The following is a 23,072-nucleotide window of genomic DNA, read 5'->3' on the forward strand; positions in this document are numbered from 1 at the left end:
GAATTCGGTGTCCTGACCCAGGTCGAGGTCCGGATCGACACCGCCCGCCGCCTCATAAAGACTTCGACGGACGGCGGCCGCGGCTCCCACGTGGGCGTGGAAACCGAGGTGGTCGGCACCGCGCAGCCGATCACTTCGCTCCAGGAGGTGTTCGACCCAGTCGTGACAACGGTCCTCGGTCGGCAGACCACGCGGGTCGCCGGTGCGCAGGGCCGCGAGGAGGGCCTCGGGTCCTTCGGGTCGGGTGTCACTGAAACGGATGCGGCCCAGGGCGACGCATTCGGCATGGGTGTGCGGCCAACGGGCCTGAGCCTCGACGAACTCAGGGCAGGCGACCATGTCGGCGTCCATCCACATGAGGATGTCGCCGGTACTGGCGTGGGCTCCATAGGCACGGGCGAATCCGGCGCCCCAACCATGGTCGGGGAGGGTGACGATCCGGCACCTGCGTGGACGGTGTTCGGGCAGACGCAACGGTGGAGTGGAACGATCGTCGACGACCACGACTTCGAGAAGGTGCTCGGGATAGGTCTGGACGGATAGGGAGGCCAGTGCGAGATCGAGACGCGTCTGGCCGCCGCGTGCGGGTATGACGACGCTGACGCCGAGTTCCGGTTTCCAACGACCGACCCTGGGGGGTGTCAGCGCACTCCAGTCGTTGCGGAAGACGCGGGTGGTGACCCTTTCCACCCGGCCACGGTGCGACACCCCGTCAACATGGGACCCTACGTGCTTATTCAGTGACACACAGTCACTATAACGATGCTTCCCCGCCCATCGTGAGCGTCAGCACCGTCCGCTGTGTCGGGTTCTCGCCGATTATTCGTCGAGCCCCCAGCACATCGGCATCCGCCGCGAACCCTCAGCCCCCGCCGGCAGGGGGTACCGACTCGAGTGGATGGCGGACCGGGGCGGGGCGGCGCATGTCAGATGGGGCAGGCAAGAGGGCGTCTGGGTGGGGGCAAGAGCGTGTTGGGTGGGTGCGGGGGCGCGTTGAACCCCACAGAGGCACCAGGCACCCCTACCCCAGGCATCCTCGTTTCGCCGCACCACTCCAGGGCCCAGGGCGCGTCGACACCCACCTCTGGCCCCAAGTGCATGGTCAACCGGCACCCTGCGTCAGCAGGCTTTCAGCGGCGGGAGTCGACGCGCAGCATCCTGATGCCGAGGAAGACCACGCCCACGAGCAAGGCGATCATCACCAGCCACACCAACAGGCCGACGATCATCGACAGCACCCAGAACACCGCGATCACCGCCGCCACACCCGCAGCGATCCGGAGAAGAAGTCGTCCCATGCCGGGAAGGATACGTGGCCACACGTCCCGACGGTGTCCCGGCCCGCCACCGAGCACCACGGCGAACCGGGACACCCGGAACGGCCAAGGACCTATCCCGGACGGACGGCACCGGTGTAGACGCTGTCCCAGTAGGCGGCCAGGGAGACCTCTTCCAAGGGTTTGGAGGGGTTGGATCCGTGGATCATCTTGCCGTTGCCGGAGTAGATGCCCACGTGGCTGGGTGCCGAGGCACTGTAGAAGAACAACAGGTCACCCGGTTGGACCTGGTCTCTGGAGACGGGGGTGCCGGCGTTGACCTGGTCGTAGGTGGTGCGCGGCAGGCTCACTCCGGCCTGGGCCCAAGCGGCCTGGGTCAGTCCGGAGCAGTCGTAGCCGTTCGGACCGGTGCCACCCCAGACATAGGGCTTGCCGATCTGGGCGCGGGCGAACTCCAGGACCGCCTGCACGTCACCGGACGCGGCGACCGAACCACCGTCGGCGCCCGTGGTGGAACCCTGCGCGGCGGTCGGATCGACCCCGCCCAATTCCTCCAGGACCTCGGCTTGCTCCTCCAAGGCGCTCTCGCCTTCGGCCATGGCCTCCTCGGCTTCGGCCAAGGCCTCGGCCGATGCCTCCTCGGCCTCCTGGGCGGCCCCGTGCAACTCTTCGGCGTGGTCGACGTCGTTCACGTACTCGGCGAGCATCTCCTGTTGGCCGGCGGAGAGGAAGTCGAGGTCGGCGATGTTCTGCAGCGCGCTGTCGGCGTCGCCTCCGAAGAAGATCCCGAAACCGTCCTGCGCACCACCGGTGTAGGCGCCCTGCACGATGGTGGAGACGCGACCCGAACGTGTCCGGAGTTCCTCCTCCGCCTCCTCCAACTGTTCCTGGAGCTCATCGAGCCGGGCCTCGGCCGCAGCATGATCCTCCTGAGCGGTGTTGTAGGTCTCGTTCAGGGTGGACAGCTCTTCCTGAAGCTCCTCATAGCGTTCCCGCGCCTGCGACTCGGAAGGCTCGGCCGACGCCACTCCGGTGGACAGCACCACGGCACCCAAGGCGACGGATCCGATCATCGAGAGACGACGTGGGGTTCGGGGGTTGCGAGTCAAAACACCGACTGCCTTTCTCCCATACCCGTTTACCGACACAGGACATCCCGAAGGCACGCCGAAGAACGGCGTGGGGATGTGTGTGAGGGGGATCCGACGGGCGGCGTTGAAACGGCCGCGGAGGGTCGCCGGGCGTCGCGACGGCCCCTGCTCCTGGGAATAGGGAGGGCTCCGGGAAAAGGACGGTGGTGGAGCGGGTCGAGCAGGGTGCAACGGTCAGGTCGGCACACTGTCACCCTGGTGGTGACGAACCGGAGCGTACCGACCTGAGGGAACACTAATTCATCCCGCCGGCGGACACGACTCTTTCGTGACCTTCCCTTGGGTGACCCCATTGACCTGCGCAGAAGCCCTCAGTGGCCGGAAAGGCCACAGGGAACGTGGACGAGGGCGTCCCATTCCCGTTCACGTCGAGTCAAAAGCAGACCAAGTCCAGATATTACCGTGACGCGATTCACGTTGAAAACGGGAAGGGGCCGAACACCTGCTCGCGTCCGGCCCCGGGTGCACCCCCGGTAGGACAGGGCGTGCCTACAGGTGGCGCTGCCACCAGTCGAGGACGGCTTCGAACCGGGCCACTCGGTGACTGGGCAGCCCCGAACGCGTCAATTCGTGCCCCTCTCCTGGGAACACCAGCATCTCGGTCTCGTGACCGCGCAGCTTGAGCGCCACGAACAGCCGTTGGGCCTGTTCCAAGGGGCAGCGCCAGTCCTGTTCGGAGTGGATGATCAGGAACGGCTTGTCGATCTGGTCCGCGTATGTGAGCGGGCTCTCCTTGGCCCAGGTCTGGGACGGTCCGTACAGCGGCTCGGGGAAGAACGCCCCGATATCGGAGGAACCTTGGAAGCTCTCGATGGCGTTGACGGCGCGTTCACTGATGGCCGCTTTGAACCGGTCACCGTGGTGGGCGGCCAGCCAGGTGGTCATGAACCCGCCGTGCGAACCACCGTGCACCCCGACCCTGGAGGCGTCCAACCGCTCGTCCTCCAGCGCCGCGTCCAGGAAGGCCAACAAGTCGGTGGCCGAGACCGCGCCCACCGAACCGATGATCGCCCGACCGTGTTCTTGGCCGTACCCGGAGGAGCCGCGCGGGTTGCAGTAGACCACCGCGTACCCGGCCCGGGTGTAGACCTGCGTCTCGTCGAAGAGTTGCCAGCCGTACTGGGCGAAGGGGCCGCCATGAATCATCAGGATCACCGGGTGGGGACCCTCTCCCTCGGGCATGGACACCCAGCCGTGGACCGGGTACCCGTCAGGGGCCCACGCCGTCGATTCGGTGACCGGCAACGGTTGCACACCCTCGAAGAAGGAGGTCAGGGCACGCGCCCCGCTCTCCTCGACCACGTACAGCTCACCGCTGTCGTGTTCTCCGGCGGCCACCGCCACGGTGACACCGGCCGCGTGGTCGAAGCCCTGCACCTCCAGGCGCCCGCCCAGCAGGGTGCTGCGTTCGCCCTCCGGGGTGATCCGGTACAGCTCCACCGCACCCCGGTTCTCACCCGCCACCAGAACGCCTCGGTCGGTGAACCGCGTGCCCGGGCCGCTCATACGCGGATCCTCGGTCCCGCTCAGGCGACGGGGCGCCTCGGAACCGTCCAAAGGCACGGACCATAGGCCGCTCACCCGGCCCACGAAGTCCGTGCCCTGCTCCCCCGGTTCGTCGGCGATGAAGTACACGGTCGAACCGTCCTCGGACAGGCTGACCGCACGTGCGCTCAGGTCGCCCCGGGTGATCCGGCGGGGTTCGGCGCCGGCCTCGGGCGCACAGGCCCACACGTCCTGGTACAGGTCGAGGTCGCGGTTCGGATGCAGGGAGGCGTCGAAGAGCAGTTCCGTACCGTCCGGTGTCCAGGTCGGTCGACCGTGGTCGGTCTCGGCGCTGGTCACCTGTACCGGTTCGCCCGGCTCGCCGAAGGGTTCGATCGGAGCGCTGACGAAGATCTGTTGCCACCGGTCACCGAAGAAGCCGAGGCCATCGATCCGGTACTTGAGCGCGGTGATCCGACGCGGCGGCTCCTTGTCCGGCGTGCCGTCCACGTAGCGGCCGGTTTCGGGGATCCGGGCGTTGTAGGCCAACCGGGTGGAGTCGGGACTCCAGGAGAACGCGCCCGCGCCGAGCGGATGGTCGGTGACCTTGAAGGCCTCACCACCGTCGGCGGGCAGGACGTGGATCTGGGGTCTGCTGTCGTCGTCCGGGCGTAGGAAGGCGATCCAGCGTCCGTCCGGTGAGTACAGGGGTGCTCGGTCACGCACTCCCCCGGTGATGCGGTGGGGCTCACCGAACCCGTCGGTGGCCACGCTCCACAAAGAACCCAGGTAGGCGTCCTCCTCCAGGTCCGGCCTGGTCAAGGCGAAGACGGCGCGTGAACCGTCGGGCGACAGGGACGGTGCGCTGATGCTGTGCAGGTGGGCGATGTCAGCGGGTTTCATACACGAGTGGCGGGCGGCGGGGGTGACCGCCCGCCTTCTCCTTCCCTTGAGTACTGGGATCCCGTCGTCCGGGCGGACCCCCGGTCCGGGGATCGTCACCCTCGGGACCCTATCGGCGCCTGACAGCGAAAATCCATGACTATTCCGACTTTTCGGACAGTCCCGGAAAGTCTTCCCAGCGATCGATCAACGGCGCCGATCGGTCTCCAAACGGGTACAGACCCATCGGCCCTCCTCCCTCCGAAGCCGGAAGGCGAACACCCGGGCACGACTGCCACAGTCGATCACCGCGCTGGCTTCCATCCCACCCGTGCCCAACGGCTGATGGAAGACCCGGGTCAGGCGCGGCGCCATCGAGCAGGTCACACTGCCCCGCAAGCGGCGCAACTCCTCCCGAACCGGCACCGTCACGTGGGCGCGCAGCACCTCGGGCGCACGACGCCCGACCAACACCTCGGCCATCTGCTGGGCCAAGCGGTGCACATCGAGAGGGGTGCGGTGTCCGGCCAGCAAAGGTGCACCGCACCGCCCCACCGACATGCGCCGCATCGGGGTACGGGCGGGGGTGCGTACCGGCGCCCCGGGGGCGCCGCCATCACAGTCGGCGTGTCGGCAACGTCGGGGTCCGAAGGTGTGCGACATGAACAAATCCCTTCCTCGAGGGGAACGAACTCCCTACACCCCACCAAGGAGCGGCCATACCACCACCCGTGCCACCTGGCATTCCAGCTTTTCGGAGCCGTGACACGATCGGATCACCACAGTGGCCCCCCGGCCCACAACCGTCATACTGGTCGTTGTGACACACGCGTACTTTTCCTCCTCCGTACCCGTGGCCCTCGCCCATCGAGGCGGATGGCTCACCGACGACCAGGGCGTGCGCCGCACCGAACTGGAGAACACGGCCGTGGCCTTCCAACACGCCGTCGACCTCGGTTACACCTACCTGGAGACGGACGTGCACGCCACCCGCGACGGTGTGCTCATGGCCTTCCACGACCACACCCTGGACCGCACCACGGATCGGGTCGGAGCCATCTCCACGCTGCCCTACGGCGAAGTGGCCCGCGCCCGTGTCGCGGGCAAGGAGCCCATCCCACTCCTGGAAGACCTGCTGGGTGCCTGGCCCGAGGCCCGCTTCAACATCGACGTGAAGTCGGACGGCGCCGTCCTTCCCCTGTTGGAGGTGCTAAGCCGCACCAACGCCTGGAAACGGGTGTGCGTGGGCTCCTTCGACCAAAAACGCCTGGACCGCGTCCGACTGCTCGCCGGCCCTCGCCTGGCCACCTCCTGCGGGCCGACCGACGTGGTCAGGCTCCGGGTCGCCTCCCTGTCGAGGTTGCTGCGCCCGGTCGCCGGGCGCACCCCCGCGTGCGCGCAGATCCCCATGAGGCGCAACGGCTTCCCCGTGCTGAGCCGAGACGTGATCCGCACCGCGCACCGGCTCGGCATGCAGGTGCACGTGTGGACCGTCAACGAACCCGAGGTGATGGAGCGCCTGATCGATGCCGGTGTGGACGGCATCGTCACCGACAACACCACCGCTCTGCGCGACCTACTGATCCGACGGGGCCGCTGGAACCAGGACGGGCGGCCCTCCCCGAAGAACGGATGACCCCCATGTCCACCCCGCCCTCCCCCACCACGGCGGACAATTCGCCCTCTTGCGACCCGAAACAGCGCAGACGCGAACAACGCGGCTGGTACATCTACGACTGGGCCAACCAGGTATTCATCACCTCGGTGGTCACGGTCCTCATCGGCCCCTACATATCCGGGCTCGCCTGCGCCGAGGCCGGAGCGGAAGCGGACTGTTCCCAGCCGGGCCTGGTGATCTATCCGCTCGGGGTCGAGTGGATCAGCGTGCACCCCAACTCCCTGCACCCCATGATGACCACGGTCGCGGGACTCCTCCTACTGGTCATGTTGCCCATCGTGGGAGCACTGGCCGACCACACCCGACACAAGAAGCGATGGCTGTTCTGGTCTGCGGCCATCGGATCGGTGTGCGTGAGCGCGCTGTACTTCACCAGCGACTATCAGGTCGCGGCGCTGCTGTTCATCCTGGGCAACACCTTCTACGGGATGTCCATCGTGGTGTTCAACGCCTTCCTGCCGGAGATCGCCACCTCTGAGGAACGCAATCGTGTTTCGGTGACCGGGTGGGCCATGGCCTACCTGGGCGGAGGCCTCCTCCTGGGCGCGCACATGGCCCTATTGGCCTTCGCCGAGGACCTGGGGGTGGCGGAGGGCCACGCCGTGCGCATCGCGTTCGCGTCGGTGGGCGTGTGGTGGCTACTCTTCTCCATCATCGGTATCCGCCTACTGCGCAACAGGTACGGCGAACTCGCGGCCCAGCCGGGCCCGCCCCGTCTGGGGGCCTCGCTGAAGCAGTACTGGCGCACCCTGCGCGAGATGCGGCACTTCCCCGACACCCTGAAATTCCTGATCGCGTTCGTTCTGTTCAACAACGGTATCCAGGCCGTCATCTACTTCGCGGGCAGCTTCGCCAGTCAGGACCTGGGTCTGTCGTTGGCGGTGCTGAGCGCCACCATCCTGCTCATCCAATTCGTCGCCTTCGCCGGCGCCCTGCTCATGGGTTGGATCGGCCGTCGCATCGGCACCAAGAACACCGTGCTCGGCAGCCTGGTCATATGGTGTGGGCTGGTCACCTGCGGCTACTACCTCCCCTCTGAGGACCCGATGCTCTTCCTGCTGTTGGGCGCGGGTATCGGCATGGTCCTGGGCGGCACCCAGTCACTCGCGCGGGCGCTGTACTCACTGCTGATCCCGCGTGGTCGCGAAGCGGAGTACTTCAGCCTCTTCCAGCTGGCCGACCGAGGCTCGGTCCTGCTCGGCGCCGCCTCGATCTCCCTGGTCGTCAACCTGACCGGCGGATTCCGCACCGCGATCTTCTCCCTGGTGGTGTTCTTCGTCATCGGCGGTCTCCTGTTGTGGTGGGCCGATCTCAAGAAGGGCATCGAGGCTGCCGGCAACCAGGCGCCCGCCAACCTGTGATCCGAGCCTCCCCTCACCGAGCGCCTCACGGCGAGGAAACGTCCTCGGCCCCGGCCATACTGGGGCCGAGGACGTGGCTTATCAACGGGGGGTGTGGTGCGGGTTCTGCACGGTGCGTGGTCCAGGGACACACTGGTGCTCTGGGCCGAAGGGGAACCGGTGCCCGGCACCGCCTCGGACCTGCACCCCTTCGCCGAGGACGTCCGGGTCCTGCGCGAGTCGATCACCAAGGCCGGGGTCCCCGATGACGCGGCCACCCCCGCTGAGCTGTCCCTGAGACTGCCCGAACGCGACGGGGTCCCCGTGCACTCACGCGCCACCACCTTCGACGCCCCGGGCGCGGCCGTGGGCTTTGGAACCTGGCGGGTACCGGCGCTGTCCCTGACCGCCGCCGGAGCCGACCTGTTGTTGTGTGCTTTGAACACACCCCACGCCCCGGAGTCGGGCCCCGCCCTGCTCCATCTACGCGCCGTCCACGCCTTCGCCGAACGATTGGTCCGCTCCGGATGCGTCCTGCCCGACCTGATCGGCTCCCCACCGCGTGCCCGATGGCGCCCCGCCCCACTGGACACCGCCGAGGCGCACCTGTGGACCCTGACCCGAGCCCTACCACCCGCCGCCACCGCCCACCTGGACGGCCTCCGGCGATCCGAGGCGGGCCGGGTCTGTGTTCTGGCCCCCTTGGAGCTGCTCACCGACGCCGTCGCCCGCCGTTCGGTGCAGGCCCCCGCACACGTGCCCGACGACGGGCTCCCCTCCCCCACGGCCCGTCTGGTCGCCGCGCTCACCCGTGAACACTCCCGAGTGGACGATGACACCGCGGCCGCCCTACGCGGGCCACTGCGCGAGTGGCGCTCCCGGGTGCGCGGGGGTGGGCGAGCCCAGTTGCTGTTCGTACTGCGCGAGCCCGAACCCGAGGGTTCGCGGAACGGGCCACGCCCTTGGGCCCTGGAGTTCTGGGTGCGGTCCACCATCGACCCCGGTCTGCGGCTGCCCTTGGAACAGGTGTGGCTCGGTGAGGGTGCGGCCTGGCTGCCCGATGACGTGGGCTCCACCGCCCTGGCCGATCTACGCCGTGCCTCTCGCCACCTGCCCGCGCTGGGGCGCGTCCTGTCGGACCTGGCCCCGGCGCGTCTGACCATGGACACCACAGGAGCGCAGACGTTCGTCGGCCAAGGCGCCGCACGGCTCGCCGCCGCCGGGTTCGGCGTGGTGCTTCCCGAGTGGAGCGGGCGTGAGGGGCTGACGTTGCGAATGACCGTCTCCGAGGAGCCCAAGCGGCGCGGACGTGGTGGTGTGAGCCCCTCGGACCTGGTGGACGTGTCCTTCGAGGCGTTGCTGGGCGCTTCCTCCGACGATGCCCCGCTGAGCGAGGAGGAACTGACCGAACTGGCAGAGCTGGCCCGGCTCAAACGGTCACTGGTACGGGTGCGCGGCAGGTGGATGGAGATGGACCCCGAACGGGTCGCCACCGCCTTGGAGATGATGCGACGCTCCGGGCGCGAACGGGTGCGGCGAGAGGAGGCCTTGCGTGCCGCGATCGGCGTGGGCGAGGCCACCCCCCTGCCGGTGACGGACGTGGTGGCCGACGGACCCTTGGGGGCCCTGCTCGACGGCGGCGCCAAGGCCGAACCTCGACCGATGGGCGCCCCCGCCGGGTTCGCGGGGTCCCTGCGCCCCTACCAAGACCGAGGCGCATCCTGGCTGCGCTTCTTGGGCGAACTGGGTCTGGGCGCCGTGCTGGCCGACGACATGGGGCTGGGCAAGACCGTGCAGCTGCTCGCGCTACTCACCGACGAACGGGCCCAAAAGGCCGCCCCGGGTCCGACCCTGTTGGTGTGTCCGGTTTCGTTGGTGGGCAACTGGCGGCGTGAGGCCGAAAGGTTCGCCCCCGGGCTGCGAGTGCACGTCCAGCACGGACCGGACCGGCCGACGGGCAACGCCCTGGCCCGGATCGTCGGCAACTGCGACCTGGTCGTGACCACCTACGGCGTGGTGACGCGCGATGCGCGGGAACTGGCGGGGATGCCCTGGCACCGGGTGGTGTGCGACGAAGCACAGGCCTTGAAGAACCACGACACCCGGCAGGCGCGGGCGGTGCGTTCACTGCCCGCCGGCACCCGGATCGCGCTCACCGGGACCCCGGTGGAGAACAACCTGGGCGAGTTGTGGTCGCTGATGGAGTTCGCCAACCCGGGATTGTTGGGAAGCGCCACCGACTTCCAGCGGACGGTCGCCGACCGAGCCGAGGCGCAGGAGGGCGCGGACACCGACCTGGTACGCCGGTTGACCGGCCCATTCGTGCTACGCCGGTTGAAGACCGACCGGTCGATCATCGCCGACCTGCCGGACAAACACCAGATGCGGACCTGGTGCACGCTCACCCCCGAACAGGCCTCGTTGTACAAAGCCGTCGTGGACCAGATGAGCGAACGCATGGCCGAGGCCGACGAAAAGGAACGCAAGGGCCTGGTCCTGGCGACCATGTCGCGCCTCAAACAGATCTGCAACCATCCGGCGCAGTTCCTGGGCGACGGTTCGGCGTTGGCCGGCCGTTCCGGCAAGTTGGAGCGGTTGGAGGCGATCCTGGGCGAGGCCGCGGCCGAGGGCGACAAGGCGTTGTGCTTCACCCAGTACACGCGATGGGGCGAGCGGTTGGCGCCCTATCTGCGTTCGCGCCTGGGGGTGCCGGTGCTGTGGTTGCACGGGGGGACCTCCCGAGCCGAGCGTGAACGCATGACCGAGCTTTTCCAGACCATGAGGGGGCCCGCGGTGTTCCTGCTCTCGCTCAAGGCCGCCGGTACCGGGCTGAACCTGACCGCCGCCAACCACGTGGTGCACGTGGACCGGTGGTGGAACCCGGCGGTGGAGAACCAGGCCACGGACCGGGCGTTCCGGATCGGGCAGCGCCGCGACGTCCAGGTACGCAAGATGGTCTGCGTGGGCACCGTGGAGGAGCGGGTGGACGAGATGATCGAACGCAAGAGCGCGCTGGCCGAGGCCGCGGTGACCACGGGTGAGCAGTGGCTCGCTGGGTTGTCGGTGGAGGATCTGCGCGAGGTCGTGCGGTTGGCGCCCGAGGCGGTGGCCGGATGAGCTGGTCGAGGTTGGTGGGCGAGGCCCTGCCGGCCCCGGAGGGCACCGGTGCGGTGGAGCGTCTCCGAGTCCGTCCCGAAGAGGTGTCGGCCCGGGTGGGCGACCACGAGGTGAGCCTGATCCGGCCCGTGTGGTCCGACCGGGATTGGACCCGGGTCTGTGCGGCCCTGGCCTCCCAGCCGGTGTTCCGCGCCCGTGTGGGAGCCGGTGAGCTGCCCCCGGAAACGGCGCGGGTGTTCGCGTTGTTGGGGTTGGACCTGGTGCCCGCGGGTTGGGGCGCCGTGGTGGCGACCTGTTCGTGCGACCACTGGCGGGGGCGTTGCACCCACCTGGGTGCGCTGGCCCGTGCCTTGGGCGCGGAGGCCGACCTGGACCCGTTCGTGCTGACCCGGTGGGCCGGCCGGGAGAAACGAGCCGTGGTCCTGCTGGTCAACGACCTCACGAAAGGGTCTTCGTCCTCGGTCGAAGAGTTCGACGATAACCCCCACCCGATACTTTCCACACAACGAGTAGAGGGCTCCTCCGACGTTTTCGCCGCGTGGGCACAAACGTCGGAAGAGGTTTCACCGGATACTTTTTGGAACCCGATACCGCAACCGTCGACCCCCGACATCCCACCGGATATCGGCGATCGCGTCCGGGCCTCGGCCCCAAGGGATATGGCCGATGAGCTCCCTCGCTTCACTTCTTCTGCGGCGCGTGAAGAGCGTCCTTGAGGAACGTCTTCGATTTTCTTGTGAAAACACCGGTGGACACGACGAAACACGGTTACGATTCGCCAGGAGAAGGACTCGCACAACTAGCCCGGATTGGTACCTCTCCTATGGCCGATCACTTCCCCCCGCACATCGACATGGACACGCCGAGTATCGCGAGGATGTACGACTACCTGTTGGGTGGGAAGGACAACTTCGCGTCGGATCGCAAGGCCTGTGAGGAACTCGCCGCAGGCATACCCGAGCTCGTCTCCTTCGCCAACGACAACCGGGCCTTCCTCGGCCGCGCGGTCGACTACGTCGGCTCCCGCGGTGTCGAGCAGTTCCTCGATCTGGGCGCGGGACTCCCCACCACCGACAACACCCATGAGGCCGCCCAGCGGACCAACCCCAGGGCCCGGGTCCTGTACGTCGACCACGACCCCATCGTGCTGGCTCACGGCCGAGCGCTGCTCGCCGACAACGCGACCACCGCGTTCCTGCTGTCGGACATCCGCGACATCGACCACATCCTCGCCTCCGTCGAAGCCCGTCACCTCCTCGACCTCGAACTTCCGATCTGTGTCATGTTGGTCTCCCTGCTGCACTGTCTGCCCGACGACAGCGACCCCTTCGGGATGGTGCGCGATCTCCTGGAACGACTCGCCCCGGGGTCGGCGGTGATCTTCTCGCACATCGTCTCCGACGATCCCGAGGCCGCCGCCTGGATGACCGACAAGATCCACTCCTTCGGCACCCCGTGGGGAAGGGTACGCAGCCCCCAAGAGGCTTCCGCCGTCTTCGACGGGTTGGAGTTGGCCAGTGCCTGGGTCGACGGGCGCGAGAAGGAGCCGCGCGTGGTGGACTGCTCCACCTGGCGCCACCCGGACCGCTCCCCCATCACCCGCCCCAAGGACCCGAACGTCAAGCGCTGGGAACTGGCCGGGGTCGCCTTCAAACCCTGAGCCGAAGCGGACCACGAACGGGACCGGGGAGCGTGAGGACCCCGGTCACCACCGCACGGCGCACGCTTCGATCCCGCCCCGGACTCCACCGTGTCGCATGTGTCCGTTTCCGTTCGTCCATGACGACCTACGAACGAGATACGGGCACCGGTTCGCGACAGGGTCGAACCGTGACTCACATCATTTCGCGTCGAAGCCCAACAAGCGTTCCAGTTCGACACCGGGCAGCCCTTGGGTGACCTCCTCCAACCGGCCTTGTTCGGCGATGCGCCGCGCCATCCCGAAGACGTGGCTCAGGGCCGCACGCGACAACCCCGATCCCAGGCTCACCCTTCGCACGCCCAAAGCGCCGAGTTCGGCCACCGTCATCCGCGCCACCGCGCCCGTGGCCAGAACGTTGACCGGGATCTGGACCGCCGAACAGACCTCGCGGATCGCCTCGGCGTCGGGCAGACCAGGAGCGTAGACCACATCCGCGCCCGCGCGTTCGAAGGCGCGCAAACGCGCGATGGTCTCCCTCAGGTCCCTGCGTCCGTACAGGAAGTTCTCCGCCCGGGCGGTCAGCGTGAAGCGGAAGGGCAGCGTCCTGGCCGCCTCGACCGCGGCCTCCACTCGCTCCACCGCCTCGGCCAAGGGCCGGATCGGGTCGACCGGATCTTCGGTGGTGTCCTCCACCGAACCGCCGACCACCCCGGTGTCGCCCACCCGGATGATGGTCCGGGCCACCTCCGCCGCGGTCGCGCCGAAACCGCTCTCCAAGTCCGCGGACACCGGCAGGAAGGTGGTGGCGGCCGCGATCGCCGCCGCGTTGCCCAGGGTCTGACCCAAGCCCACCTGTCCCGCCCCGTCCCGCAGGCCCAACGAGTGCGCCAGCCCCGCACTGGTGGTGCCCAGAGCGGCGAACCCCGCCGCCTCCAGCAGCCGGGCCGACCCGGCGTCCCAGGCGTTGGCCAGGACGAAGGCCTGTGGGCCCTGGTGGAGTGCGTGGAAACGTTCGCCCCGCTCGCGCAGGGCGGCATCGGTGTTGTCCATGCTCGTCCTTCTATCGCGGGGAACCGACATTCGATACCCCGCCACACCCGACCAGGGCCGGCGGACTCAACCCTGTTCGTCGAAGACCTCTTGGGCCACCGCGAAGGCCTTGTTGGCGGCGGGCACACCACAGTAGACGGCGGCCTGGAGGAAGACCTCACCGATCTCGTCCGGGGCCAACCCGTTGCGCAGCGCGGCGCGCACGTGCATGGCCAACTCACCCCAGTGCCCCTTGGCGACCAGGGCGGTCAGCACCATGCAGCTTCGCGTGCGACGGTCCAGGCCGGGACGAGTCCAGATCTCTCCCCAGGCATAACGGGTGATCAGGTCCTGGAAGGGTTCGGTGAACGCGGTCTTGCGCTGTTCGGCCCGGTTCACGTGGGCCTCGCCCAGCACCGCGCGGCGTACCCGCATGCCGGCCGCGTACCGGTCCGTGGCGGTCAGGTGTTCGGTGATGAGCGTGTTCACCCGATCGGCCCGCTGCCAGGACAACAGGTGTGCCGCCTCGTCCAGCACCACGTAACGGGCGCCGGGGATGCGTTCGGCCAGGATCGAGCCGTTCCCCTCAGGCGGGGTGGAGGGGTCGTCGGCCCCGGAGACCACCAGGGTGGGGGCGACGATACGGTGCAGTTCCTCACGGGTGTCGTGGTGTTCGATGGCACCGCAGCAGCCCGCGTAGCCCTCGTCGGAGGTGGCCACGATCTGCTCGCGCAACGCGGCGACCTCCTCGGGGCGTTCCTCGGTGAAGGCGGGGGTGAACCAACGTTCCACCACGGCGTCGGCCAGTGCGACGGTCCCCTTCTCCCTGACCTGTGCGGCGCGGTCCCGCCAGTTCCGTGCGGGCCCCATGTAGGGGGAGGTGGCCAGCAGGACGAGGCGATCGATGCGCTCAGGGGCGTTGATCGCCAACCACTGACCGACCATGCCTCCGATGGACAGGCCGACGTAGTGGGCGCGTTCGATTCCCAGCCGGTCGAGCAGGGCCAGAACGTCTTGGCCCATATCGGCCAGGCTGTAGGGCCCTTCGGGGACGGGTGAGCGGCCGTGTCCGCGGTGGTCGATCCGGATCACCCGGAAGTTCGTGGACAGGGCCTCCATCTGGGGCCGCCACATGTCCTGGGTGGTGCCGAGGGAACCCCCCAGGACCAGGGGTGGGGCGTCCTGCGGACCGCTCACGGTGTGGTGGAGTTCAACGCTCATGGGCTTCCTTCTTCACTGTCGGTGGGGCCTGGCCGGTCGGTCCCATCCGGGCCGGTCCTACCCGTGACCCGGTCGGTGAACACGGGGGCGGCGCCGAGGTAGGCGGCCGGGTCGAGCAGGGCACGGATCCGTTCAGGGGTCCGTAGCCCATCGAGGTGTTCGGTGACCGTTTCGACGAGGTCGCGCTCTTGGGCCAGGGCCACCCGGCAAGCCTCGGTGACCCGGCGGTGGGCCTCCATCCGTCCCAGTTCGGGGACCAGGTCGGTGGTCAGACGTTCACTCAGGGCCAGACCACCGGTGAGTTCGAGGTCGGCGCGCATGCGGTCGGGGTGTACGCGGATGCGTTCGACGCTGGTGCGCAGCCAGGCCACGGCCGAACCGGTGCGGCGAAGCAGGTCGGTCAAGGGGCGCCACTCCGCGTGCCAGGAACCGGCGGCGCGCTGGTGTTCTTGGATCTGCGCGGCCAGAAGGGTGGCGACCAGGCCGGGAGCCTGGCGGGCGTTGGCCAACGCGCTGACGGCGGCCACCGGGTTGCGTTTGTGCGGCATGGTGGAGGAACCACCGACCCCGACACCGCCTTCTTCGGTGACCTCGCCGATCTCGGTCTGGGCGAGCAGGACCACGTCCTGAGCCACGGTTCCCACCGCCCCGCACACCCGACCCAGCGCGGCGGCGACCTCGACCACGCGCCCGCGCTCGGTGTGCCAGGGCAACACGGGCTCGGGCAACTCCAGGTGGGCGGCGTAGGCGGCCACCACGTCGGGGCCGTGCGGATCCAGGGAGGCCAGGGTGCCCACCGCCCCGCCGAGTTGGGCGGCCAGATGGTGGGTGAGGACCTCCGCCAGCCGCCGGGCGGCCTCACCCAGACCTTGCGCCCAGCCGGCCGCGACGGCGCCGAAGGTCGTGGGCAGGGCCTGTTGGAGGAGGGTTCGTCCGGGCATCGGGGTGACACGGTGCCGGTGGGCGAGGGTACGCAGGTCCGCGTTCAGGGCGCTCAGGTCCATGTGCAGCGCGCGACCGGCCCGGCGGATCAGGAGCATCGCGGCGGTGTCCATGATGTCCTGGCTGGTGGCGCCACGGTGCACGTGGCGAGCGGCCTCGGCGTCACTCTCGCGGACCCGCGCGGTGAGTTCCTTGACCAGGGGGATGACCGGATTGCCACCGTCCACGGCCGCCGCGCCCAGGGCCGCAGGGTCGTAGTGGTGGGCGACGCAGGCGGCCGTGATGACGTCGGCCTGTTCGACGGTGATGAGCCCGGTATCGGCCAAGGCCCGGGCCAGGGCGGCTTCGGCGTCGAGCAGGCCTTGGAGCCATGCGGTGTCGTCGGTGAGCGGGCCTACGGGACCTCGGTCCAGGACCCCGTCGAACAGGCCGGTCATGGAGTGTCCTTGTCGGGTGGGCGGGCGTCGTCGGGTTCGGGGTCAAACGTCGAAGAACACGGTCTCGTCCTCGCCTTGGAGGTGGATGTCGAGTCGGTAGCCACCCTCCTCCCGGTGGGCGATGAGGGTGGCGCGCGCCCGAGGATCCTCGATGCTGTTCAACACCGGATCCTGGGCGTTGGCGATCTCCTCTTCCGGAAAGTACAGGCGGGTGACCACCCGATGCAGCATTCCACGCGCGAAGACCGACACGTCCACGTGCGGCGCCTGCTCTCCCGTGGGCCCGGGGACGGGTCCGGGCTTGAGGGTGAGGATGGCGTAGGAACCGGTGGCATCGGTGGGGCAACGACCGAAGCCGCGAAAACCCGGCGTGCCCTTGGCCCCGCGCGGGTCGTCGGGATGATCGAAACGGCCCTGGGGGTCGGCCTGCCAGGTCTCGACCAGGGCGTCGGTGACCGGCGCGCCGGCGCCATCGTAGACGGCGCCGCGCAGCCACACGGCTCCCGGGGTGCCCTCGGCCACGGCGAAGGGACCGTCGGGCCAGGGCAGACCGATGTGCAGGTAGGGACCCACGGTCTGAGACGGGGTGGTGGGATGGGTGCTCACTCGTCGTCCTCCAAGACCTCTTCCTCGGACTCGAACGGGGTCTGCTCGCGTCCACGCAGCACGATGTCCCACCGGTAGGCCAGGGCCCATTCGGGTTCGGTGGCGTCGTAGTCGAAACGGGCGAGCATGCGCTCGCGGGCCTTTTCGTCCGGGACCGATTGCCACATGGGGTCCTGGAAGAAGAGCGGGTCGTCGGGGAAGTACATCTGTGTGACCAGTCGCTGGGTGAAGGCACGACCGAACAGCGAGAAGTGGATGTGGGCGGGACGCCAGGCGTTCTGGTGGTTCTTCCAGGGGTAGGCGCCAGGGCGGATGGTGACGAACCGGTAGTGGCCCCGTTCGTCGGTGATGACACGGCCGACCCCGGTGAAGTTGGGGTCCAGGGGCGCGGGCCAGTTGTCTCCGGTGTGCCGGTAGCGACCACCGGCGTTGGCCTGCCAGATCTCCACGAGGGTGTGCGGGACGGGAGCACCGTCGCTGTCGCGGACCTGCCCGTGCACGATGATGCGCTGACCTTGGGGTTCTTCCTCGTGTTGACGGGTCAGGTCGTGGTCGAGCGCACCGAGGCGGTCCTCGCCCAGAACGGGCGCGGTGATCTCGGTGAGCATGTGCGGCAGGAGGGTGAGCGGGCGCTTGGGGTGGCGCAGGCAGGTGCTCTTGTAGAACGGGAAGTCCAGTGAAGGGTGGGTGTCGTGGTCGCGCACGTAACCGGGCACGTGCAGACCCTCGTGGGAGGTGTCGGACATGGGCTCTTCCTTTCAGGCGTGCCCGTTCAGGCGTGCAGGACGACGGCCAGGCCCTGACCGACCCCGATGCACAGGGCGGCCAGTCCCCAACCACCGCCGCGACGGCGCAGTTCGTGGGCCAGGGAGCCGATGATGCGCGCCCCGGAGGCCCCCAGGGGATGGCCGATGGCGATGGCCCCACCATGGGGGTTGACGATGTCGGGATCCAGCCCCTTCCAGCTTCGTACACAGGACAGGGCTTGAGCGGCGAACGCCTCGTTGAGTTCGACGACGGACAGGTCACCCCATCCGATGCCGGCGCGTTCGAGCGCGATCTCGGCGGCGCGGACCGGGCCGATGCCGAACACGTCGGGGTCGACTCCGGCCACGCCTCGACTGACCAGGCGGGCCAACGGTCGGACCCCGGCGGCCTCGGCGGCGACGGTGTCGCCCAAGAGGAGGGCCGCCGCGCCATCGTTGAGGGGGGAAGCGTTACCCGCGGTGATGGTGCCCTGGTCACGGAAGGCGGGTTCGAGCGCGGCGAGCTTGTCCAGGCAAGACTCACGGATGCTCTCGTCGCGATCCAGGTGGGCGCCTTGGACCTGAACGATCTCGTCGTCGAACACGCCCTCGGCCCAAGCACGTGCGGCCTTGGCGTGGCTGTCCAAGGCGTAGGCGTCCTGGTCCGCGCGGTTCACGTCGTAGGCCTCGGCGAGCTGTTCGGTGCTCTGGCCCAGGGAGAGGGTCCACTCCTTGGGCATGCGCGGGTTGACCATGCGCCAACCCAGGGTGGTGGAGTGCAGGGCGGCGTCGGTGGCGGGGAAGGCCTTATCGGGTTTGGGCAGCACCCAGGGGGCGCGGCTCATGGACTCCACTCCCCCCGCCACGACCAGGGAGGCATCGCCCGTCTGGATGGCGCGGGCACCCTGGATGGCCGCCTCCATCCCGGACCCGCACAGTCGGTTGACGGTGACACCGGGAACGGAGGTGGGCAGATCGGCCAAGAGGACGGCCATCCGGGCGACGTTGCGGTTCTCCTCACCGGCTCCGTTGGCGTTGCCGAGAAGGACCTCGTCGAGTGCGGACGGGTCCAGTTCGGGGGCGCGTTCGACCAGGGAGCGCACCACGTGTGCGGCGAGGTCGTCGGGGCGGATACCGCTGAGCGCACCGCCGTACCTACCGAAGGGGGTACGGACGGCGTCGAGCACGTGAACGTCGGTCACCGGAAAGACTCCTGGAGTGGGTGGGCCGCACCGGACCGACGTGCTCGGGTCACGGTGGCGGGCGCGATTTCGGTGGGGTGCGGGACCATTTCAGTCCGCTCCGGTCAGGGAGCGCAGGACCGACAGCTCGGTGTCGGTGGGTTCGGGGGTCCGACTGAGCTCGTCGGCCACGCACAGGTCCCAACCGGTCGCGGCGCGCACGTGGTCCACCTGCACCCCGGGGTGTAGGCCCACCAGGGTGAGTTCGCGAGTGAGGGGGTGGGGTTCGAGCACACCGAGGTCGGTGATGACCCGCACAGGCCCATCGCCGCGCAGTCCCAGTCGTTCGCGTTCCCCCGGGCCGGAGCCGTGTCCGACCGAGGTGATGAAGTCGACCCTGTCGACGAAGGCGCGACGACTGTGCCGCATGATCACGACGACCTCACGGCAAGAGGCGGCGATCTCGGGGGCGCCGCCCGCTCCGGGCAGGCGCACCTTCGGGTCGTCGTAGTCACCGATGACCGTGGTGTTGATGTTGGCGTACCGGTCGATCTGCGCGGCTCCGAGGAAACCCACGTCGATCCGGCCGGCCTGGAGCCAGTAGTTGAACACCTCGGGTACCGAGATGACGGCGTCGGCGGTGTCGGCGAGGACACCGTCTCCGATGGACAAGGGCAGGTGGTCGGGGGAGGCACCCATGGTGCCGGACTCGTAGATCATCCACAGGTCGGGGGCGTGGGTGCGGCTCGCCACGTTGGCGGCGGTGCTGGGTAGTCCGATGCCGACGAAGCAGGCCATCCCATCACGTAGGGAGCGCGAGGCGGTGACGGTCATGATCTCGTCGGAGGTCCAGGTGGCGGTGCTCACGCGCCTCTCCCTGCGGGTTCGGGGGCGGGGGTGTGGGTGAGTTCGGCGAGCCACGAGGTGAAGGCCTCGCGGTCGCGGCCGATCGCGTCCCATGCCTTGTAGGCGGTGTTGTCTCGCTCGTAGTAACCGTGGGCGTAGGAGGGGGCCGCCCCGCCGGGGACCACGCTGACCGCGTCCACGACCCGGCTGGGCAGGATGACCTGTCCGGGAACGGGGTCGAGGTGGTCGACGACCTCCTCGACGGTGACCAGCACTCGCTCGGCGGCCAGTGCGGCCTCTTTCTGGATTCCGGTGATGCCCCACAGTTGTACGTTGCCGACCGTGTCCGCGCGCTGGGCGTGGATGATGGTGACATCGGGGTTGAGCGCGGGGACGGCGGCCAATTCCTGTCCGGTGAACGGGCAGGCGATGGCCTTGATGTGGGGGTTGTGCTCCACCAGGTCGGTGCCGCTGTAGCCGCGCAGGATCGCGAAGGGCAGACCGGAGGCGCCGGCGACGTAGCGGTTGGCCATTCCGGCGTGACTGTGTTCCTCGATCTCCAGCGGAACCGGCCAGGAATGGGTGACGGCGTCGCGGAAGCGGTGCAGCGACCCCACTCCGGGGTTACCGCCCCAGGAGAAGACGAGCTTGCGTGCGCACCCGGCACCGATGAGCTGGTCGTAGACGATGTCGGGCGTCATCCTGACCAGGGTGAGCTCACGCAGGCCCTGACGGATGATCTCGTGCCCGGCGGCTACGGGAATGAGGTGGGTGAAACCTTCCAGGGCGACGGTGTCGCCGTCGTGGACGAGCCCACGGATCGCCTCCTCCAAGGGCAAGGGCATCGCGACCCTCCCGTTCGTATAGCGAATGAATGTTCACAGTGCGAACAACTTGGGTATGACGGTAGCGCCGATCACAGGAAGGGTCAAGACTTCCACCGAGTGTTCGGTATGGGAACATCGTCGATGGACCATGGACCGCCCACCGGCGCACCCACCCCCACATCGACCCCGAAAGGTGCCATGACCAACGAAGACGCCCCTGAGCGCGGAGCCCACTTCGTCCAGTCCCTGGAGCGCGGACTGATGGTCATCCGCGCCTTCTCCGCAGAGCGCCAGTCCATGACCCTCAGCGAAGTCGCCCGGGCCACCGACCTCACCCGGGCCGCCGCCCGACGCTTCCTGCTGACCCTGGTGGACCTGGGTTACGTGCGCACCGACGGCCGCCTGTTCTCCCTGACCCCCCGGGTCCTGGAACTGGGGTACGCCTACGTGGCCTCCGCGGGACTGCCCGACGTCGCCCAACCGCACCTGGAGAACCTGTCGGCCCGTGTGCGCGAATCCGCCTCGGTGTCCGTCATGGAGGGCGACGACGTGCTCTACGTGGCCCGGGTGGCCACCTCCCGGATCATGGCCGTGGCCATCAGTGTCGGTACCCGTTTCCCCGCCGCGAGCACCTCCATGGGCCGCGTGCTCCTGGCCGGATACGACGACGTCGAACTCACCTCCTACCTGGACCGGGTCGAGCTCGAACCCCTGACCCGCTTCAGCATCACCGACACCGCCACGCTGCGCACCGAGATCCTGCGGGTGCGCGAGCAGGGTTACGCGATCGTCGACCAGGAACTGGAGGAAGGGCTGCGTTCACTGGCGGCGCCCATCCGCGACGACCAGGGCAGGGTGATCGCCGCGGCCAACGTGTCCGCGCACGCCAGCCGCTCCTCCATCGAGGACGTACGCCGTGACCTACTGCCCGCGCTGTTGGAGACCACCGCCCGCATCGAGGCCGACCTGACCTCGGTTGCGCGCCGCGACGCCGGCCACTGACCCCATCAAAGGAGCACACCCCGCAGACGGTCGGCCCCACGCCTTGACCCCGACCGGCTCAGCCACACGAGCACGCCTCCTTCCAGAGCGCGGATCACCATGGCGGCGACCATCTGGCGGGGCGGACACCCATGCCCTCCGATGAACCGGAGTGGGAGTCGACCTCGCTCTTGCGGGACCGGGCCCCGGCTGGGATCCTGCTCCGAACCCGGCCGGGAGGGCGACACGAGAACCCGAAAGCGAGCCCTCCCCAGGCCGACCTGGCACCATGGCACGCACCCGGACCCCGTGCCGCACCGGAAGGACCACCGTGACCGACGCACACACCACACCCCACATCGCACACCAGGCGGGTACGTTCCCCCTCGGCGGCGACCTGCCCATCCACCGCCTCGGGTTCGGAGCGATGCGGATCGTCGGCGAGGGGGTGTGGGGGCCGCCCCGGGACCGGGACGAGGCTCTGGCCGTGCTGCGCCGCTCGGTCGAGCTGGGGATCGACTTCATCGACACCGCCGACTCCTACGGTCCCCAGATCAGCGAACAGCTCATTCGGGAGGCCCTGTACCCCTATCCCAAGGGCCTGGTCATCGGCACCAAAGCCGGATTCGCCCGCACCGGCCCTTCCCAATGGCACCGGTTGGGCCGCCCCGAGTACCTCAAACAACAGGTGGAGTTGAGCCTGCGCACCCTGGGCGTGGAACGTATCGACCTGATGCAGCTGCACCGCATCGACCCCGAAGTGCCGTTGGCCGACCAGCTCGGCGCCTTGGTGGACCTACAGGGCGAGGGCAAGATCGGCCACATCGGACTGAGCGAGGTGAGCGTGGACGAACTCTCCGCCGCTCGCGCCATCACCCCGATCGCATCGGTACAGAACCAGTACGCTCCCTCCTTCCGCGAGTCCGAGGACGTACTCGAACAGTGCGAGAGGGACGGCATCGCCTTCCTGCCCTGGGCCCCGGTGAGCCGGGGCGAACTGGCCTCCCCCGACTCGCCATTGGCCTCCATCGCCGCCGAACACGGCGTGAGCCCGGTACAGCTGGCGCTGGCCTGGTTGTTGCACCGCTCCCCCGTGATGGTGCCGATCCCGGGCACCTCAAGGGTGGCTCACCTGGAAGAGAACACGGCGGCCGCGGCGGTGCGTCTGTCCCCGGACGAGGTCGAGCGGATCAGCCGCTTCCTCTCCTAGTGCCGTGTCGGTCAGGGACTCCCCGTCCTGGCACTAGCAGTACTTCGTCGGCTTACCCTTCCCCACCGGGGTGGGGGAGGCCTGCGGGGCACCTGGGTGGGGCGCCCGGTGTGTCATGGGTGCCCAGGGTGGGGTGGGGGTGAGCCACAGGCGACAGCCCAAGGACCCGGCCCTCGGGTGCCCCACACCCGAAAACGCGGTTACGCGCCACCCGCAACACCGGCACGAAGTCGATCTTGCTTCCAGGGTCATGAAAAGCGCTTTCCATGACCCTGGGAGCAAGATTACGAACGAACAGGAATCCCGCCGCCCAGCGGCCGGAGGGGGCCGAAGGGACCGGGCCAAGCTCCGGTCCCGGACCCGAGGCCCAGGGCCCGAAGGACCCTGCCCCCCGACCACACCTTCCCCGTTTCCCGATAGCCGCCCACCCGCCGTTGAAGCCAAGCGGGTCAAGGTGGAGCGCCCGCAGCGCAG

The 23,072-nt window shown here is 68.7% G+C and carries 20 protein-coding genes; 7 read left to right on the forward strand and 13 right to left on the reverse strand.

The window, feature by feature from the left end; translation table 11 throughout:
• The 5 genes from D472_RS0102435 to D472_RS0102455 all read right to left on the reverse strand — a co-directional run.
• Positions 1-708, reverse strand: a 708-nt coding sequence (locus tag D472_RS0102435; RefSeq protein ID WP_017602913.1) for a glycosyltransferase family A protein, incomplete at its 3' end; no start/stop codon positions are given.
• 422 nt (positions 709-1,130) lie between these two features.
• Positions 1,131-1,298, reverse strand: a complete 168-nt coding sequence (locus D472_RS28545; RefSeq protein ID WP_026117311.1) for a hypothetical protein — start codon at positions 1,296-1,298, stop codon at positions 1,131-1,133.
• A 92-nt stretch (positions 1,299-1,390) separates the two neighbouring features.
• Positions 1,391-2,386, reverse strand: coding sequence for a C40 family peptidase (locus D472_RS0102445; RefSeq protein ID WP_017602915.1), 996 nt, complete (start codon positions 2,384-2,386; stop codon positions 1,391-1,393).
• A 531-nt stretch (positions 2,387-2,917) separates the two neighbouring features.
• Positions 2,918-4,816, reverse strand: coding sequence for a S9 family peptidase (locus tag D472_RS0102450; protein ID WP_017602916.1), 1,899 nt, complete (start codon positions 4,814-4,816; stop codon positions 2,918-2,920).
• Positions 4,817-5,002: 186 nt separating this feature from the next.
• Complete coding sequence (locus tag D472_RS0102455; RefSeq protein ID WP_017602917.1) at positions 5,003-5,458, reverse strand: Rv3235 family protein; 456 nt, start codon at positions 5,456-5,458, stop codon at positions 5,003-5,005.
• A 157-nt stretch (positions 5,459-5,615) separates the two neighbouring features.
• On the opposite strand from D472_RS0102455, the gene D472_RS0102460 reads away from it, so the two are divergent.
• From D472_RS0102460 to D472_RS0102480, 5 genes are all read left to right on the forward strand, one after another.
• Positions 5,616-6,431, forward strand: coding sequence for a glycerophosphodiester phosphodiesterase (locus tag D472_RS0102460; protein ID WP_026117312.1), 816 nt, complete (start codon positions 5,616-5,618; stop codon positions 6,429-6,431).
• 5 nt (positions 6,432-6,436) lie between these two features.
• The gene (locus D472_RS0102465) at positions 6,437-7,834 is read left to right on the forward strand and encodes an MFS transporter (RefSeq protein WP_026117313.1); all 1,398 of its coding nucleotides are present in this window, start codon (positions 6,437-6,439) and stop codon (positions 7,832-7,834) included.
• Between the two features lie 96 nt (positions 7,835-7,930).
• A complete protein-coding gene (locus D472_RS0102470) occupies positions 7,931-10,930 on the forward strand; it encodes a DEAD/DEAH box helicase (RefSeq protein ID WP_026117314.1) in 3,000 nt (999 codons plus the stop codon).
• Complete coding sequence (locus tag D472_RS0102475) at positions 10,927-11,646, forward strand: hypothetical protein (protein ID WP_017602921.1); 720 nt, start codon at positions 10,927-10,929, stop codon at positions 11,644-11,646. Before D472_RS0102470 ends, D472_RS0102475 begins: the two co-directional genes overlap by 4 nt.
• A 107-nt stretch (positions 11,647-11,753) precedes the next feature.
• The gene (locus tag D472_RS0102480) at positions 11,754-12,590 is read left to right on the forward strand and encodes an SAM-dependent methyltransferase (RefSeq protein WP_017602922.1); all 837 of its coding nucleotides are present in this window, start codon (positions 11,754-11,756) and stop codon (positions 12,588-12,590) included.
• A 180-nt stretch (positions 12,591-12,770) separates the two neighbouring features.
• Here the strand turns inward: D472_RS0102480 and D472_RS0102485 are convergent, their stop codons facing one another.
• From D472_RS0102485 to D472_RS0102520, 8 genes are all read right to left on the reverse strand, one after another.
• The gene (locus tag D472_RS0102485) at positions 12,771-13,622 is read right to left on the reverse strand and encodes an isocitrate lyase/PEP mutase family protein (protein ID WP_017602923.1); all 852 of its coding nucleotides are present in this window, start codon (positions 13,620-13,622) and stop codon (positions 12,771-12,773) included.
• A gap of 66 nt (positions 13,623-13,688) precedes the next feature.
• Positions 13,689-14,822, reverse strand: a complete 1,134-nt coding sequence (gene pcaDC, locus D472_RS0102490) for a bifunctional 3-oxoadipate enol-lactonase/4-carboxymuconolactone decarboxylase PcaDC (RefSeq protein ID WP_017602924.1) — start codon at positions 14,820-14,822, stop codon at positions 13,689-13,691.
• A complete protein-coding gene (gene pcaB, locus D472_RS0102495; protein WP_017602925.1) occupies positions 14,819-16,201 on the reverse strand; it encodes a 3-carboxy-cis,cis-muconate cycloisomerase in 1,383 nt (460 codons plus the stop codon). The genes pcaDC and pcaB overlap by 4 nt, the downstream gene beginning before the upstream one ends.
• A gap of 42 nt (positions 16,202-16,243) precedes the next feature.
• On the reverse strand, positions 16,244-16,807 hold the full coding sequence (pcaG, locus tag D472_RS0102500) for a protocatechuate 3,4-dioxygenase subunit alpha (protein WP_017602926.1): 564 nt from the start codon (positions 16,805-16,807) through the stop codon (positions 16,244-16,246).
• A complete protein-coding gene (pcaH, locus tag D472_RS0102505; protein ID WP_017602927.1) occupies positions 16,804-17,553 on the reverse strand; it encodes a protocatechuate 3,4-dioxygenase subunit beta in 750 nt (249 codons plus the stop codon). Before pcaH ends, pcaG begins: the two co-directional genes overlap by 4 nt.
• A gap of 26 nt (positions 17,554-17,579) precedes the next feature.
• Complete coding sequence (locus tag D472_RS0102510; RefSeq protein ID WP_017602928.1) at positions 17,580-18,755, reverse strand: thiolase family protein; 1,176 nt, start codon at positions 18,753-18,755, stop codon at positions 17,580-17,582.
• Between the two features lie 90 nt (positions 18,756-18,845).
• Positions 18,846-19,601, reverse strand: a complete 756-nt coding sequence (locus tag D472_RS0102515; RefSeq protein ID WP_017602929.1) for a CoA-transferase subunit beta — start codon at positions 19,599-19,601, stop codon at positions 18,846-18,848.
• Positions 19,598-20,425, reverse strand: coding sequence for a CoA transferase subunit A (locus tag D472_RS0102520; RefSeq protein WP_017602930.1), 828 nt, complete (start codon positions 20,423-20,425; stop codon positions 19,598-19,600). Before D472_RS0102520 ends, D472_RS0102515 begins: the two co-directional genes overlap by 4 nt.
• Positions 20,426-20,605: 180 nt before the next feature.
• Between D472_RS0102520 and D472_RS0102525 the strand changes: the two genes are divergently transcribed.
• Together D472_RS0102525 and D472_RS0102530 are read left to right on the forward strand one after the other, a co-directional pair.
• Positions 20,606-21,409 carry an IclR family transcriptional regulator domain-containing protein gene (locus D472_RS0102525; RefSeq protein ID WP_017602931.1) on the forward strand — a complete coding sequence of 268 codons (804 nt, stop codon included), beginning with the start codon at positions 20,606-20,608 and terminating at the stop codon, positions 21,407-21,409.
• Positions 21,410-21,719: 310 nt separating this feature from the next.
• Complete coding sequence (locus tag D472_RS0102530; protein ID WP_017602932.1) at positions 21,720-22,598, forward strand: aldo/keto reductase; 879 nt, start codon at positions 21,720-21,722, stop codon at positions 22,596-22,598.
• The last annotated feature ends 474 nt before the right edge of the window (positions 22,599-23,072 follow it).

The sequence above is a fragment of the Nocardiopsis alkaliphila YIM 80379 genome (assembly GCF_000341005.1).
Taxonomy (GTDB): Bacteria; Actinomycetota; Actinomycetes; order Streptosporangiales; family Streptosporangiaceae; genus Nocardiopsis; species Nocardiopsis alkaliphila.

Coding starts and splice junctions, on each gene's coding strand:
- D472_RS28545 (WP_026117311.1), bottom strand. CDS start 1,298: ATGGGACGACTTCTTCTCCGGATCGCTGCGGGTGTGGCGGCGGTGATC.
- D472_RS0102450 (WP_017602916.1), bottom strand. CDS start 4,816: ATGAAACCCGCTGACATCGCCCACCTGCACAGCATCAGCGCACCGTCC.
- D472_RS0102455 (WP_017602917.1), bottom strand. CDS start 5,458: ATGTCGCACACCTTCGGACCCCGACGTTGCCGACACGCCGACTGTGAT.
- D472_RS0102465 (WP_026117313.1), top strand. CDS start 6,437: ATGTCCACCCCGCCCTCCCCCACCACGGCGGACAATTCGCCCTCTTGC.
- D472_RS0102475 (WP_017602921.1), top strand. CDS start 10,927: ATGAGCTGGTCGAGGTTGGTGGGCGAGGCCCTGCCGGCCCCGGAGGGC.
- D472_RS0102480 (WP_017602922.1), top strand. CDS start 11,754: ATGGCCGATCACTTCCCCCCGCACATCGACATGGACACGCCGAGTATC.
- D472_RS0102485 (WP_017602923.1), bottom strand. CDS start 13,622: ATGGACAACACCGATGCCGCCCTGCGCGAGCGGGGCGAACGTTTCCAC.
- pcaDC (WP_017602924.1), bottom strand. CDS start 14,822: ATGAGCGTTGAACTCCACCACACCGTGAGCGGTCCGCAGGACGCCCCA.
- pcaB (WP_017602925.1), bottom strand. CDS start 16,201: ATGACCGGCCTGTTCGACGGGGTCCTGGACCGAGGTCCCGTAGGCCCG.
- pcaH (WP_017602927.1), bottom strand. CDS start 17,553: ATGTCCGACACCTCCCACGAGGGTCTGCACGTGCCCGGTTACGTGCGC.
- D472_RS0102520 (WP_017602930.1), bottom strand. CDS start 20,425: ATGCCCTTGCCCTTGGAGGAGGCGATCCGTGGGCTCGTCCACGACGGC.
- D472_RS0102525 (WP_017602931.1), top strand. CDS start 20,606: ATGACCAACGAAGACGCCCCTGAGCGCGGAGCCCACTTCGTCCAGTCC.